8 protein-coding genes are annotated in these 14,805 nt (G+C 72.8%); 4 read left to right on the forward strand and 4 right to left on the reverse strand.

The window, feature by feature from the left end; all coding sequences use genetic code 11:
- The first annotated feature begins 358 nt into the window (after window positions 1–358).
- Complete coding sequence (locus M1L60_RS39830; RefSeq protein ID WP_253242773.1) at window positions 359–1,432, forward strand: FAD-dependent oxidoreductase; 1,074 nt, start codon at window positions 359–361, stop codon at window positions 1,430–1,432.
- 334 nt (window positions 1,433–1,766) lie between these two features.
- On the opposite strand, the gene recD is transcribed toward M1L60_RS39830, so the two are convergent.
- From recD to recC, 3 genes are read right to left on the reverse strand one after another with little or no spacing between them, the layout of a single operon-like run.
- Window positions 1,767–3,536, reverse strand: a complete 1,770-nt coding sequence (recD, locus tag M1L60_RS39835; RefSeq protein ID WP_253242774.1) for an exodeoxyribonuclease V subunit alpha — start codon at window positions 3,534–3,536, stop codon at window positions 1,767–1,769.
- A complete protein-coding gene (locus M1L60_RS39840) occupies window positions 3,533–6,775 on the reverse strand; it encodes a UvrD-helicase domain-containing protein (protein WP_253242775.1) in 3,243 nt (1,080 codons plus the stop codon). The genes recD and M1L60_RS39840 overlap by 4 nt, the downstream gene beginning before the upstream one ends.
- Window positions 6,775–9,969 (reverse strand): exodeoxyribonuclease V subunit gamma, encoded by a 3,195-nt coding sequence (gene recC / locus M1L60_RS39845; protein WP_253242776.1) that lies wholly within the window; start codon window positions 9,967–9,969, stop codon window positions 6,775–6,777. The genes M1L60_RS39840 and recC overlap by 1 nt, the downstream gene beginning before the upstream one ends.
- 57 nt (window positions 9,970–10,026) lie before the next feature.
- On the opposite strand from recC, the gene M1L60_RS39850 reads away from it, so the two are divergent.
- Window positions 10,027–11,499: an ADP-ribosylglycohydrolase family protein gene (locus M1L60_RS39850; RefSeq protein ID WP_253242777.1), complete on the forward strand. Its 1,473-nt coding sequence runs from the start codon at window positions 10,027–10,029 to the stop codon at window positions 11,497–11,499.
- Between the two features lies 1 nt (window position 11,500).
- Here M1L60_RS39850 and M1L60_RS39855 read toward each other — a convergent pair whose 3' ends face one another.
- Window positions 11,501–11,926 (reverse strand): PPOX class F420-dependent oxidoreductase, encoded by a 426-nt coding sequence (locus M1L60_RS39855; RefSeq protein WP_253242778.1) that lies wholly within the window; start codon window positions 11,924–11,926, stop codon window positions 11,501–11,503.
- A gap of 94 nt (window positions 11,927–12,020) precedes the next feature.
- Between M1L60_RS39855 and M1L60_RS39860 the strand changes: the two genes are divergently transcribed.
- Together M1L60_RS39860 and katG are read left to right on the forward strand one after the other, a co-directional pair.
- Window positions 12,021–12,443 (forward strand): Fur family transcriptional regulator, encoded by a 423-nt coding sequence (locus M1L60_RS39860; protein WP_308208608.1) that lies wholly within the window; start codon window positions 12,021–12,023, stop codon window positions 12,441–12,443.
- Window positions 12,440–14,677 (forward strand): catalase/peroxidase HPI, encoded by a 2,238-nt coding sequence (katG, locus tag M1L60_RS39865; protein WP_253242779.1) that lies wholly within the window; start codon window positions 12,440–12,442, stop codon window positions 14,675–14,677. The genes M1L60_RS39860 and katG overlap by 4 nt, the downstream gene beginning before the upstream one ends.
- The last annotated feature ends 128 nt before the right edge of the window (window positions 14,678–14,805 follow it).

Below are 14,805 nucleotides of genomic sequence, written 5' to 3' on the forward strand. Positions count from 1 at the left end.
TCGAGCGATCGAGTCGGGCGCACGGGTCACCGCCGGGCGGCTCGCCTGCCGGACGAACCGGCTCCGCCCAGCGCACTGCTCCCCGTGTGCCTTCGCCGATCAGACGGAGGGGGTGTTCCGTCTTGCCGGACAATGGCGGCGTGACGCTATCAAAGCGATCACCGGCAGATCAGTTGCCTGTAATCAACCGTTCATCTACGTGGACCGATTTTGTGGCCTTCGAGCGGGTTGCGAAGAAAGTTCGGCCCGTTCGGTCGACCCAGGCGGACTGATCGGACGAGAACGGGCCGGGAATAGGTGGTCCCTCCGTAGATGTTCTCCTCGCGCGGCCGGTCTTCACAGCAAGGAGCGCGACACCATGACGGACAGATCAGCGACTGTCGTGGTGATCGGAGGCGGTCAATCCGGACTCTCTGCCGCATATCACCTGCAGCGGCGAGGGCTCGACTTCGTCGTCCTGGACGCCGAGCCGGCGCCGGGCGGGGCCTGGCGCCACCGCTGGGATTCGCTGCGGATGGCCACCGTCAACGGGATCTTCGACCTGCCCGGCCTGACCCAGAACCCGCCCGACCCCGGCGAGCCGAGCCGCGTGGCCGTCCCGCGCTACTTCGCCGAGTTCGAGCGCAAGTTCGATCCGCCCGTCCTGCGCCCGGTGCGGGTCACCGCCGTCCGCCGGGCCGACCCCGACCTGGTCGTCGAGACCGACCACGGCCGCTGGACGACCAAAGCGATCATCAACGCCACCGGCACCTGGACCAACCCGGTGCGCCCGCACTACCCGGGCCAGGAGACGTTCCGGGGCCTTCAGCTGCACACGTCCGACTACGTGTCGGCCGAGCAGCTGGCCGGGCGCCGGGTGGCGATCGTCGGGGGCGGTATCTCAGCCCTCCAGTTGCTGGCCGAGATCTCGCAGGTCGCCCGGACCTTCTGGTACACGCGGCGGGAACCCTATTTCCGTACGGACGGCTTCGAGCCCGAGGTGGCCGGGCGCGAGACCATCGCCAAGGTGGTCGCCGACGTCGAGGCCGGCCGCCCCACCGGGAGCGTCGTCTCGTACACCGGGCTGGCCTGGACCCCGTACGCCCTGGACGCGAAGCGGCGCGGCGTGCTCGACCGGCGCCCGATGTTCACCGCGATCGAGCCGACCGGCGTGCGCGAGGCCGACGGCACCTTCACGAGCGTCGACACGATCCTGTGGGCCACCGGCTTCAAGGCCGCCCTGTCCCACCTCGACCCGCTGGGGCTGCGCAACGCGTCCGGCGGCATCCGCATGATCGGCACCCAGGTCGCCGACGAGCCGCGCGTGCATCTCATCGGGTTCGGTCCGTCCCAGTCGACCGTCGGCGCCAACCGGGCCGGGCGGGAAGCGGTCAGCGCGGTGGTGAGGACCCTCACCCGCTCGGCCGTGACGATGGGGGAAAGCACTACTTGACACTCGGGAAAACGCGTCATCGGGAATTGTGAGCAGCGGTAAATCCTCGTTCGAAAGGCACGGAGGCCGGGCAGTTGTGCCGGCGTCCGACCATCGCGACCGAGCGAAAGAAGAATGCGATGCCTTATCCTCATCTGCCAGGGCGACGACGACCAGATCGTCCCCATCAAGGACGCCGCGCTGAAGTCCATCAACCTGGTCAAGAACGGCACCCTCAAGGTCTACAAGGGCGCCCCCCCACGGCATTCAGGGCGACTACCGGGCCCAGCTCGGCGCCGATATTCTCGAATGGATCAAGAACTGATTCTCCCGTACGCCGAAAGGGCCCGGACAATTACGTCCGGGCCCTTTCGGTGAGGGTGTCGCGGAGGCCGCTGGCGCGGGCGATCGGGCGGGTGACGGCCGCGCGCACCGCGTCCTCGGTGCCCAGGATGCGTAAGCCGGTTCTGGCGCGGGTCACGGCTGTGTAGAACAGTTCGCGGGTCAGCAGGGGGGATGTGGCCGGGGGCAGCACCAGGGAGACGCGGTCGAACTGGCTGCCCTGGCTGCGGTGGACGGTCATCGCGTAAAGGGGCTGGGCCTCGGACAGGCGGGACGGCGGGATCAGCATGACCTCGCCGCCGCGGGCGAAGGCGGCCCGTAGGCCGTCGGGGGTCTGGATGACGACGCCGGTGTCGCCGTTGTAGAGGCCGGCGTCGTAGTCGTTGGCGGTGATCAGCAGCGGGCGGCCGGGGGACAGGTCGGTCAGGCGGTCGGCCGGGAGCCAGCTCTCGATCTCGGCCGTCCAGCGGGTCACCCCGTACGGGCCCCGGCGGTGCGCACACAGCAGGCGGTGCTGCTCCAGAGCGTGCAGCGCGGCGACGGCATCCCCGCCCGACGCGGCCTCGGCCACCGTCGCCAAAGCCTCCACCACCTCGGTGCGCAGGCCCGACACGGCCGCCGACTCGACGAACTCGACCTCGCCGCTCCCGGAGCGCAGCAGCGCCACCACGGCGTCGTCGTCGCCGGCGCGGACCGCGGTGGCGAGCCGGGCGATGTCGCCGCCGAAGCGCCAGACCCGGTCCAGGGTGACGACGCCGTTCACCACCTCGCCGGTCTCGCCGACCCCGGCCAGGGCGGCCGCCAGCGCCGGGGACGGTTCGCCCTTGGCCGCCACGATGTCGCCCAGCACAGCCCCGGCCTCGACCGAGGCCAGCTGGTCGGGGTCGCCGACCAGGATCAGGCGGGCGTCGGGGCGGACGGCCTCGATCAGCCGGGCCATCAGGGTCAGCGACACCATCGAGGTCTCGTCGACCACCACCACGTCGTAGGGCAGCCGGTGGGCGGCGTGGTGCTTGAAGCGCGTACGGGATCCGGGCCGCCGGCCGAGCAGCCGGTGCAGGGTCGACGCGCGCAGGTCGGGCAGGGGCACGCCGGACGAGCGGACCGCCTCCTCGAGCCGGGCCGCCGCCTTGCCCGTGGGCGCGGCCAGCGCGATGCGCGGTGGCTCACCGGGCTGGGCGCACAGGACGGCCAGCAGACGCGCGATCGTGGTCGTCTTGCCGGTGCCGGGACCGCCGGCCAGCACGGTGACGCGGCGCAGGGCGCTGACGGCCGCCGCCAACCGTTGCTTCTCGCCGCCCGGCTCGAACAAGCGCCCGAGGTCCGTACGCAATTGGGTCAGATCGACCGGCGGCGGCGGTGCGGCCGCCCGTTGTTGCAGCTGGCGGCGGACCAGCTCCTCCTCCCGCCAATAGCGGTCGAGATAGAGCAGCCCGCGGACCAGACGCAGCGGACGCCCCGACTCGCCGGCCGCGGCCACGATCGGACTGCGGTCACAGGCGGCCCGCCACGCGGGCGGCTCGGGCCAGGGCAGCGTGCTCAGGTCGACCTCCTCCTCGGAGGTGGTCGTGCGGCGGGCCGTGGCCAGCTCGACGCAGACCGAGCCCAGGCGCAACGCCCGCACGGTCAGCGCGACCGCCAGCCGCACGGTCTCGTCGGGCTCGCCGCCGAGCCGGGCGACCCGGTCGGCCACGTGGACGTCGGCCAGGGCCAGCACCCCGGCGTCGTTGAACGCGGCCAGCAGCCCGGCGGCGTTGCGGGCCCGTTCGATCAGCACGGTCATGGGGTGCCTCCGTCGAGCCGGTCCGACAGCTCCGTGATCAGGGCGGGTGGTGGCTGCCAGCTGTAGACCCCGTACGGCACCCCGTCGGCCACGGGGGTCAGCGGCCCGCACATGCCGCGCAGGAACAGATAGAGCACGCCTCCGAGGTGCTGCGCCGGGTCGTAGCCGGGCTGCCGCCAGCGCAGATAGCGGTGCAGCGCGGTGGTGTAGAGCAGCGCTTGCAACGGGTAGTGGGCCGCGATCATCGCCCGGTCCAGGGCCTCGGGCCGGTAGTCGTGCGCGGTCAGCACACCCCCGTACGAGCCGAGCCAGTTCGACTTGTAGTCGACCACCAGGTAGCGCGGCCCCGGCAACCGCAGCACCGCGTCGATGCTGCCGGTCAGGTAACCGCGCAAGGGCTGGTCACCCAGCCCCGGCGCGCGCAGGTCGTCGGCGTACCGGGCCAGCGGATGCCCCGGCTCGAGGTGCCGGGCCAGGCCGTCGCCGACCGTCCGCAGGGTGAGGTGGGCGGCCGTCCGGGGCCGGTCCCCACCGTGCAGCGGCAGCTCGAACTCCAGCTCGTCGAGCCGGTCGGCCCGCCCGAAGTCGGTCAGCCGCCGCTGGCCGGCCAGCGGGCCGAGCGGCGTGTGCAGGGCGGGCAGCAGCGCGGTCACGAGCTCGCCCGACGACGGGCCCAGCAACTCGGCGGCCTTCGAAGTGAGCCCGGCCTCGGTGTGTTCGGTGCCCTCGAGCAGCGTGTGCAGCAGCGTGCCGAACGCGGCCCCGGTCGGCAGATCGCCCATCGGGGATACCAGATCCCCGTGCTTGTCCGCCGTCGGCGTGGGTGGCAGGTCGGGCTCGTCGTTCTCGGGCCCGGTCTCGCTGTGCACCCCGGGCTCGTCGTGCTGGTCGGCAGTGAGCCGCGAGTACGACGTGCGTCGCCAGCCCAGGTCGAGCCGCCGGCTGAACCGGGCCGCGGCCAGCGCCGGCGGTTCGGTGGCGGGCGCGGTCCAGCTCGCCGGTCCGTGGCCGGCGACCGGTTCCACGGCGAAGTGGGCCGACGCCAGCCCGGCCAGCTGAGCGCGGACGGTGTCGTCGTCCGGAACGGCGTACTCGTGGTCGGGACTCTGCCCCTCGCCCGGGCGTCCGAACAGGAACCGGTGCAGCGCCGACGATCCGGTGTTCAGCGTGGGCGCCCACCATGCGACGACCTGACAAGCGGCGCGGGTCAGGGCCACGTAGGTCAGGCGCAGATCCTCGCCGTCCTGCTCGTCGTTGTGGCGCCGGCGCGAGTCGCGGAAGCGTGGCCCGCTGGGCCCGCCGACGTCCAGCACGCGCGCGCCCGCGTCGTCGTGCAGCTGCAACAGGTCGGGCTTGCCCTGCGGGCGGTCCCAGCCGAAGGGCAGGAACACCACCGGATACTCCAGGCCCTTGCTGCTGTGGACGGTGACGATCTGCACCGCGTCGGCGTCGGACTCGAGCCGCCGGCTGCGCTCGGTGCTCGCGTCGTGCGGGGCGTCTTCGATCCGGCGGCGCAACCACTCGGTGACGGCGGTCAGACCCAGCGAGCCCTCGACCGCGGCCGCGTGCAGCGCCATGCCGACGTGCCGCAGGTCGGTCAGGTGGCGTTCGCCGTTGCGCCGGGCCAGCAGCCGGGCCGGCATCCCGGTCGCGGTGACCGCCTCCAACAGGGCCGCCACGCCGCGGGTGGTGACCAGGCGGGCCCAGTGCCGCAACGTGGTGCCCAGTTCGTCGAGTTCGGTCTCGGTCGCCTCGGCCAGGCGCCGGGCGGGCCAGCCGATCAGGCCGGTCAGGGCGGCCGCGGCGACCCGGGGGCCGCGGTGCGGCTGCTCCAGGCCTTCCAGCAGGGCCAGCCAGTCGCGGGCCGCGGCCGTGCCGAAGACGCTGGTCGTGCCGGTCAGCACGGCCGGCACGCCGACGGCCGACAGCGCCAGCTGCACCTGAGCCGCGTGCCGGTGGGTGCGCACCAGCACGGCGAGGTCCCCGGGCGGCGCGGTGCCCCGGGCCAGCAGGGTGGTGATCTGCGCGGCCAGATCGTCGGTGACGGCCTGGCGGGCCTCGGCCGCGGCGATCAGGCCGTACGTGTTGAGAGCGAACCCGTTCCGGCCGAGCACCCGCAGCCGGAACGGGGGACCGGGCAGGCGCGCGCCGGGGTGGGCCGCGGCCACCGGTCGTACGGTGATGCGGCTGTCGCCCAGGGCGGCCCGGCCGAACAACGTCTCGAAGGCCGAGAGCACGCCCCGGTCGCTGCGCCAGTTGGTGCCCAGCGTGGCGTGGGCCGGGGCGGTGCCCGACGCGGCCAGGTAGCTCGCCACGTCGGCGCCGCGGAAGGCGTAGATGGCCTGCTTGGGGTCGCCGATCAGCACCAGCGTGCGGTGGCGGTGGAAGGCCGTGCGCACGATGTTCCACTGCACCGGGTCGGTGTCCTGGAACTCGTCGACCAGCACCACCGCGTACCGCTCGCGCAGCCGCCGGCAGGCCGCTTCACCGCGTACGGCATCGGTCAGGGCCCCGTCGAGGCCGGTGAGCATGTCGTCGAAGCAGTAGAGCCGCCGTTCCCGCTTGCGCCGCTGCACCTCGAGGCGGACCGCCGACGCGAAGCGGTAGCGCACGTCCGCGACCTCGCCCGCCGGGGCGCCCGCCGGTTCGAGCCGGGCCTGGCTGTCCCCGACCGCCTTGCGGGCGATCTCGAGCGCCACGGCATGAGTGAAATGCGGTGGCGAAGCGCCCGGCACGGCGTACTTGCGGACGTACAGGTCGTCGACCACCTCGGTGATCAGGTCGTCGAGGTCCTCCACGAACACGCCGTCGGGGTCGCTGTCGGCGGCGATGCCCAGCCCGGCCAGCACCTGGCGGCAGAACTGGTGGGTGGTGGCGATGGTCGCGGCGTCGAAGTCGGCGACGGCGGTGGCCAGCCGGCGGCGGCGCCGCGCGATCTCGTCGTCCGGCGCGTCGGCCAGCAGCGCCAGCACCCCGTCGGCCGACTCCCGGGCGCCCGGCGGGTCGGCCAGGCCGCGTTCCGCGCTGACCAGCCGCTCGCGGACCCGCTGCCGCAGTTCGGCCGTGGCGGCCCGGCTGAACGTGACCAGCAGCAGTTCACGCAGCTCGGCCCGGCCCTCGGCCACGTAGCGGGCGGCCAGCGCGGCGATCGTGAACGTCTTGCCGGTGCCCGCGCTGGCCTCCAGCACCGTCGTGCCGGCGGGCAACGGGCCCCGGACGTCGAACGCGGCGACCGTCATCAGAGCTGCTCCGCGAACTCGGCCCGGCCCAGCGGGGTCCAGACCCGCATGGCCAGCGCGTCGAACCGCGCCGGATCCGCCAGGAGCCGCTCCAGAGCGGGTTCCGCGCCCCACACCATCTCGTGCTCGGCGTCCTCGGACTCGCCGACGCCGTCGTACTTGGTCCACTCGGCCCGGGCCTTGGCGTACGCGCTCTCGGTGTCGGCCCGGGCCAGCCGGGCTCGCGCGTACGCGTGCGACGTCTTCAGCGCCAGCGGGACCGGCTCGCGCAGCCCCTCGTCGGCCAGCGCGACCAGATCGGCCAGCAACTGACCGGCCACCGCGGCGTCGATCGGCCCGAACGTGGACTTGGCCGGCCGCCCACGCTTGCCCCGGCCGATCACGATCGACCGCCAGGGCTGATCGGGCCGCCCCGCGGTCAGCGCGAGCAGGTTGAGCCAGGCCCGCAGGCGGGTCTTGGGCGAGACCCGCGAGAACGAGACGCTGACGATCGTATCGTCATACACATCGCCGACCGTGCCGCTCAGCACGCGCCCGTCCGGCAGCCGCACGGCGACGTCGACGGCCTCGGGCGAGCCGTCGACCAGGGGCCGGGCCGCGTCGGCCAGCGGCTGCACCTCGGCCGCGATCGTGTCGAGCAGCCGGGAGCCCAGCGGGCCCGGCGGCACCGTGCCCCGCCGCCACTCGGCCTGCACGCACCGGGTCAGCTCGGCCCCGCCCAGTAGCGATCGCAGCAGCCGGTCACCCACTGCCCACTTCTCGAGGTGGTCGAGCTCGATGGGCAGCCCGTCGGCCGGTTCGTCGGCGCCGGCATAGAGGCTGACCCCCAACCGGCGCCGCAGGAACGCCTTGACCGGGTGGACGAGGAACGACTGCAGGTCACCCAGGTCGACATCGCCGTCGAGCGGCGGCAACGGCGCGGCCAGGAACGGCGGCTCGTCGGTCCGGTCACCACCGGCGGCCAGCGCGCCGGCCAGGGCGATCCGGTCGAAGCTGAACGGCCGCTCCCGAGCGAAGTTGCGGGCGTCGAACGGCTGCAGGGGATGCCGGACGAGCACGTGCTCGCGGGCCGGGCCGAGGGCGTCGAGCAGCTCGTCGAGCGGCACGGCGGGTGGGAGCGGCGCGTTGGTCCGCTCGTTCGCGCCCGAATACAGCAGCACCAGCGTGCCGGTCGCGGCCATCACGGCGTCCAGCAGCAGTTGCCTGTCCTCGCCGCGGGGATCCCGTTCCCCGACACAGGGCGAGCGGCCGAGCACGTCGTCGCCGTCCAGGCCCGCGCCGCGCGGGAACGCGCCGTCGTCCAGGCCGAGCACGCAGATCACCCGGTGCGGCACCGAGCGCATCGGCAGCAGTGTGCACATGGTCAGGTCGCCGGTGCGGAAGTTGGCCCGGGTCGGGCTCCCTCGCAGGCGTACGGCGAACAACGATCGCACGTCGGCCAGGGTCAGCATGCTCGGGTGCGCGCCCATCTCGGTCAGGATCGTGTCGAGCTGGGTCCGCTGCCAGGCGTCCGCATCGGACACGGCCGTCAGCCCGTCGACGGCCCGGCGCACCGCGTCGAGCCACTCGGTCAGCGGCCGCTCGTCCGCGAAGTCGCCCAGGGCCGCGCCCAGCCGGTCGACCAGTTCGGCCAGCCGCCCGGCCAGATCCACGTCCCCCGAGTCCACATCGTCCAGGGGCAGGGCTGTGCCCAGCCACTGCGGCTCCTGTTCGGACATGGCCGCCCCGAGCAGGATCCGGTCGAGCCCGGCCACCCACGTGTTCGACCGGGCCGGGACCAGGAAGCGCGACCGGTGCTCGGGGTCGAAGCCCCAGCGGACCCCGGACTCGACCACCAGCTCGCGCAGCCGGTCCAGATCGTCGTCGTCGAACCGGAACCGGCGCCGCACCGGCGGGGTCGCGGCCAGGTCGAGCACCTGGGCCGCGGTGACCCGGGCGTCGGCCAGATCGAGCAGGAGGGCGATCACCCCGAGCAGGGGATTGAGCTGGCGCAGGGCGCGGTCGGCCAGCCGCACCCGCAGCCGGTGGGCCGGGTGGGCGGCGTCCGAGCCGAGCCCGAAACCGGCCGAGATGAGTGGGGCGAACGTCTCGATGTCCGGGCACATCACCAGGATGTCGCGCGGCTCCAGGGTCGGATCGGCCTGCAGCAGGCCCAGAATCGTCTCGCGCAGCACCTCGACCTGGCGGTCCGGGCCGTGGCAGGCGTGGACCTGCACGCTGCGGTCGTCGGACGCCACGGGTACGTCAGGGGCCACCGCGTCGTCGGCTACGGCCTGCTGGAGACGGCCGAGCAGCGTACTCGGGAACCCGGGACCAGGATGATGCCGGGACTCCGCCGCCGGCAGGGTGAGTTGCAGCTCGCGCGCGTCGCGGCCCAGGGAGGCCAGCAGCGGATGCCGCGGCACACCCCGGCTCGCGTCGTCGGCTCGCGGCCCTTTCCCGTACGGCTTCAGGCGCTCCCACAGATCGGGCGACGGATGCGGCAGCCACAGATGCACGTCACGCCCGGCCGCCAGCGCGTCGACCAGGGCCGCGTGCGCGGCCGGCAACCGGGTCAGGCCGAAGATCGACAACCGCCCCGGCAGCGCCGACCGCCCCGGATCGTGCCGCAGCGCCTCGCAGACCTCGGTCAGCCGCTCGGCCGGGCTGGGCACGGTCATCCGCTTGACCAGCCACCGCCACAGCTCGGCCTGCCAGGCCAGGTCGTCCGGCAGCGGGCCGCCCACCCCGTCCGTGTCCTCGCCGGCCGACCAGGCCCGCAGCATGTCGGGGCGATGTTTGCCGTACGAGTCGAAGAGCCCCGCCAGATGCCGAGCCGTCGCACAGCGCCGCCCGCGCGTGCTCAGATAGGCCGCCAACGCCCGGCACCACGGCTGCGGCGTGCACTCGTCGATGACCTCGAGCAGCGGCCAGACCAGCCGGTCGGGTCGCCACGGATCGTCGCCCCCGCCCGGCAGCCCGACCTGGTCCAGCAATTCGGTCACCGACGGGAAGACCACGTTGGCGCAGACGCCGTCCTCGCCGTCCCCGGTGCCGAGCCGGTGCGCGAGCCGCTGGGCCAGCCACCGCTCGACCCCCTTCGACGGCACGCTGACGACCTCGGCCGCGAACGGGTCGCCGAGCGGCTCGCGCAGCACGTCGGCGAGCGCCTCGGCCAGCCGGTCGGTCCGCTCGGCCCGGTGCACAAGCAACATCCCGCCCAGCTTGGGTGATCACGGGTGCAGCGCTGCGGAAATGCGAAAATGCAGGGCATGAACAACACACGGCTCAGCGCCGTTCAGAGTGACCGGGCGGCCGGGGTGCTCCTGGGCGCGGCCTGCGGCGACGCGCTCGGTGTCCCCTACGAGTTCGGGACGGCCCCCTTGCCGCCGTCAGGTGAGGCCCCGCGGATGAACGGTGGCGGCCTGGGCAACTACGCGCCCGGCGAGTACAGCGACGACACCCAGATGGCGTTCTGCATCGCCGAGGTCGCCGCGACCGGGGCCGACCTGCGCACGGCGGCCGCGCTCGACCGGATCGCGGCCAACTTCGTCCGCTGGCAGACCGAGGGTGCGAGCGACATCGGCATCCAGACCCGCCAGGTGCTCTCCGCGGTCCGCGGCCGACCCGTCGAAGGGCTCGGCCGGGTGCTCAGCGAATCGGCCCGCACGCTGCACGAAAAGACCGGCAAGAGCGCGGGCAACGGCTCCCTCATGCGTACGGGCGTCGTGGCCCTCGCCTATCTCGACGACCCGGTCGGCATGGCCGAAGCCGCCCGCGCGGTCAGCGAGCTCACCCACTTCGACCCGCTCGCGAGCGAGGCCTGCGTGCTGTGGTGCGCCGCGATCCGGCACGCCGTGCTCGAGGGCACGTTCGACGGCCTGCGCGAGGGTCTCGACCTGCTGCCGGCCGACCGCTGCGGCCAGTGGGCGGCCTGGCTCGACGAGGCCGAGGCCCACCCGCCCGCGCACTTCCCCAACAACGGCTTCGTGGTGACCGCTCTGCAGGCGGCGTGGTCGGCCATTTCCCGTACGCCGGTGCCGGCCACCGATTTCCCCAGCGATCACCTGCGGGACGCCCTGTACGCGGCCGTACGCGCGGGCAACGACACCGATACGGTGGCCGCCATCGCCGGGGCGCTGCTCGGCGCCCGCTGGGGTGTCTCCGGCATCCCCCTGCCGTGGCAGCGGATCGTCCACGGCTGGGACCACCAGCGCTCGGCCGACCTGATCGGCCTGGGCCTGCTCACGGTCGGCGGCGGCCGCCCCGACGGGGTGGGCTGGCCCGGCGTCGACCGGATGGAACCACCCATCCCGCACTCGCTGCTGCTGGCCCACCCCGACGACGACCAGGTGGTCCTGGGCAACCTGGTCACCGACGCGGCGGCGGCCGGCACCACGGCCGTGGTGTCGCTGTGCCGCGTGGGCCGGGCCCAGTTCCCGGGCGTGCCGGCCGAGAACCAGGTGCAGGTGTGGCTGGTCGACCAGCCCGGCGCGAACGCCAACACCGCGTTCGCCCTCGACCAGGCCGCCCGCATGGTCGCCGCCCTGCGCGACGAGGGCCACCGCGTGCTGCTGCACTGCGCCGCCGGCCAGAGCCGCACCCCGGCCGTGGCCGCCCGCTACGCCACCGTCCGCTTCGGCAAACCGGGGCAGGCCGCCCTGGACGAGATGCAGAAATTGCTGGCCGACCACGGCTTCTACGTCAACAGCGAACTGCGCCGGGTGGTCGCCGCCCTCGAGTGAGTCAGCGCATCGACTGGCCGTAGACGTGGTCGACGGTGAGCACCAGCAGGACGCGGCGGTCGCTGACCATGACCTCGCGGTACTCCTGCCAGTCCGGGTGCTCGCCGGCGGCCCGTCGGTAGTAGTCGACCAGGGCCTCGACCTCGGGGCCGTTGGGGTCGCTGGACGGGCCGATCAGCTCGACCGGGCCCTCGGCGGTGGCCCAGGCCCAGCCCTCGGGGTGGGTCACCTCGAGGGCGGCGCGCGGGTCGCGGCGGACGTTGGCGGTCTTGGCCCGGCCGTCGGTGACCGAGACGTAGATCTTGCCGGCCTCGCGGTCGTAGAACGGCGTGACGGGGGAGAGCTGGGGCAGGCCGCTCGCCTTGATGGTCGCCAGCACGCCCAGCCGGGACTCGGCCAGCAGCGACTTCGGATCGAAATCAGTCATGCCCCCATCTTCCATCGGCCCGGGGGTCGGCGCGGGTAAGGTTCACCCGCCGTAAACTTGATTTGTTCCAATCTTGGGGTCTAGGGTTCTGCGGGTGATGGTCGACTTCGAGGCGCAGCTCCGGTCCGCCTCGCTGCGGGTGACGAGGCCGCGGCTCGCGGTTCTGGCCGCCCTGCGCGACCACCCGCACGTCGACACCGACCAGGTGATCGCGCTGGTCCGCACCGATCACCCGAAGGTCTCCCACCAGGCGATCTACGATGTGCTGCGGGCCCTCACCGAAGCCGGGCTGGTGCGTCGCATCCAGCCCGCCGGCGCGACCGCCCGCTACGAGTCGCGCGTGGCCGACAACCACCATCACGTCGTCTGCCGCCGCTGCGGGGCGATCGCCGATGTCGAGTGCGCGGCCGGCCACACCCCCTGTCTCACTGCCTCCGACGACCACGGATTCGTGATCGACGAGGCGGAAGTCGTTTATTGGGGCACGTGCCCCGACTGTTCGGAAGGAAACCGATGAGCGACACCCAGGACCCGAAGGCCTCCGGTTGCCCGGTCGCGCACGACTCCGTGACCGCGCACGGCAGCGAGAGCGAGAATCCCGCGATCGACTCGCCGACACCCAAGACCGGCGGCCGTCCGCACACCAACCGTGACTGGTGGCCCAACCAGCTCGACCTGTCCGTGCTGCACGCCCACTCGTCCAAGGCCAACCCGCTCGGCCCCTCGTTCGAGTACGCGAAGGAGTTCGCCAAGCTCGACGTCGAGGCGCTCAAGGCCGACATCATCTCGGTCCTGACCACCTCGCAGGACTGGTGGCCGGCCGACTTCGGCCACTACGGCGGCCTGATGGTGCGGATGAGCTGGCACGCGGCCGGCACCTACCGCATCCAGGACGGTCGCGGTGGCGCCGGCGACGGCGGTCAGCGCTTCGCCCCGCTGAACAGCTGGCCCGACAACGCCAACCTCGACAAGGCGCGCCGCCTGCTGTGGCCGGTCAAGCAGAAGTACGGCCAGAAGATCTCGTGGGCCGACCTGCTGGTGCTCGCGGGCAACGTGGCCATGGAGTCGATGGGCTTCAAGACCTTCGGCTTCGGCTTCGGCCGGGTCGACACCTGGGAGCCCGAGGAGATCTTCTGGGGCCCCGAGGACACCTGGCTGGGCGACGAGCGCTACGCCACCGAGAAGACGATGGCCGAGGGTGTCGGCGCCACCGAGATGGGCCTCATCTATGTCAACCCCGAGGGCCCCAAGGGCAGCGGAGACCCCGTCGCGGCCGCGCACTTCATCCGCGAGACGTTCGCCCGCATGGCCATGAACGACGAGGAGACCGTCGCCCTCATCGCCGGCGGCCACACCTTCGGCAAGACCCACGGCGCGGCCCCGGCCGACAACCACATCGGCCCCGAGCCCGAGGGCGCCCCGATCGAGGCGCAGGGCCTGGGCTGGCTGAGCACGTACGGCAGCGGCAAGGGCAAGGACCAGATCACCAGCGGCCTCGAGGTCACCTGGACCGACAAGCCGACAGAGTGGAGCAACCGCTTCTTCGAGATCCTCTTCGGGTACGAGTGGGAGCCGTCGACCAGCCCGGCCGGCGCCAAGCAGTGGGTCGCCAAGACGACCGACGAGATCATCCCGGACGCGTTCGACCCGGCCAAGAAGCACAAGCCGACGATGCTGACCACGGACCTCTCGCTGCGCATGGACCCGGCGTACGAGAAGATCTCGCGCCGCTTCCTGAACAACCCCGACGAGTTCGCGCTGGCCTACGCCAAGGCCTGGTACAAGCTGCTGCACCGTGACATGGGCCCGGTCAGCCGCTTCCTCGGCCCGTGGGTGCCCGAGGCTCAGCTCTGGCAAGACCCGATCCCCGCCGTCGAAGGCGCGCTCGTCTCCGACGCCGACGTCGAGTCGCTCAAGACCAAGGTGCTCGACTCGGGCCTGACGGTCGAGCAGCTGGTGTCCGCCGCGTGGGCGTCGGCCGCCAGCTTCCGCTCCACCGACAAGCGCGGTGGCGCCAACGGCGCCCGCATCGCCCTCGAGCCCCAGCGCAGCTGGGCGGTCAACCAGGGCGTGATCCCGACGATCGACGCGCTCAAGGGAATCCAGCAGGAGTGGAACGCCACCGGTGGCGCCCAGATCTCGCTGGCCGACCTGATCGTGCTGGCCGGCTCGGCCGCCGTCGAGAAGGCCGCCGCCGACGGTGGCGTCAAGGTCACGGTCCCGTTCCGCGCGGGCCGCGCCGACGCCACCCAGGAGCAGACCGACATCGAGTCGTTCGCTGTCCTGGAGCCGCGGGCCGACGGTTTCCGCAACTACCTGCGTTCCGGCGAGAAGACCCAGCCCGAGGTCCTGCTGATCGACCGCGCGTACATGCTGAACCTGACCGCGCCCGAGATGACGGTGCTGCTCGGTGGTCTGCGCGTCCTCGGCAACAACGTGGGTGGCGCCGCGACCGGTGTGCTCACGGGCACGCCGGGCAAGCTCACCAACGACTTCTTCGCCAACCTGCTCTCGCCGGGCACCCGGTGGGTGGCGTCGAAGACCGACGAGCACGGGTACGAGATCCGCGACCTCGCCACCGACCAGGTGAAGTGGACGGTTTCGGCGGTCGACCTGATCCTGGGCTCGAACTCGCAGCTGCGGGCGCTGGCCGAGGTGTACGCCAGCGAGGACGCCACCGAGAAGTTCGTGGCCGACTTCGTGGCCGCCTGGGTCAAGGTCATGGAGCTCGACCGCTTCGACCTCGTCTGACCGTCTGACAAACGTGAGGCCCGACCGGTGTTCCGGCCGGGCCTCACGTCGTCGTGGCGGCCGCTTCCGCGGCCGCGGCGCCTCGCAGCGGCCGTTCTCCCGCGCTGCTTCTTGGTCGGGGCGGCCGC

Source organism: Paractinoplanes aksuensis, from assembly GCF_024137025.1.
Lineage (GTDB): Bacteria > Actinomycetota > Actinomycetes > Mycobacteriales > Micromonosporaceae > Actinoplanes > Actinoplanes aksuensis.

Excerpts from the sequence above, each read along its gene's own strand:
- recD (WP_253242774.1), bottom strand. The coding sequence starts at position 3,536 with ATGACCGTGCTGATCGAACGGGCCCGCAACGCCGCCGGGCTGCTGGCC.
- M1L60_RS39840 (WP_253242775.1), bottom strand. The coding sequence starts at position 6,775 with ATGACGGTCGCCGCGTTCGACGTCCGGGGCCCGTTGCCCGCCGGCACG.
- recC (WP_253242776.1), bottom strand. The coding sequence starts at position 9,969 with ATGTTGCTTGTGCACCGGGCCGAGCGGACCGACCGGCTGGCCGAGGCG.
- katG (WP_253242779.1), top strand. The coding sequence starts at position 12,440 with ATGAGCGACACCCAGGACCCGAAGGCCTCCGGTTGCCCGGTCGCGCAC.
- M1L60_RS39855 (WP_253242778.1), bottom strand. The coding sequence starts at position 11,926 with ATGACTGATTTCGATCCGAAGTCGCTGCTGGCCGAGTCCCGGCTGGGC.
- M1L60_RS39850 (WP_253242777.1), top strand. The coding sequence starts at position 10,027 with ATGAACAACACACGGCTCAGCGCCGTTCAGAGTGACCGGGCGGCCGGG.
- M1L60_RS39830 (WP_253242773.1), top strand. The coding sequence starts at position 359 with ATGACGGACAGATCAGCGACTGTCGTGGTGATCGGAGGCGGTCAATCC.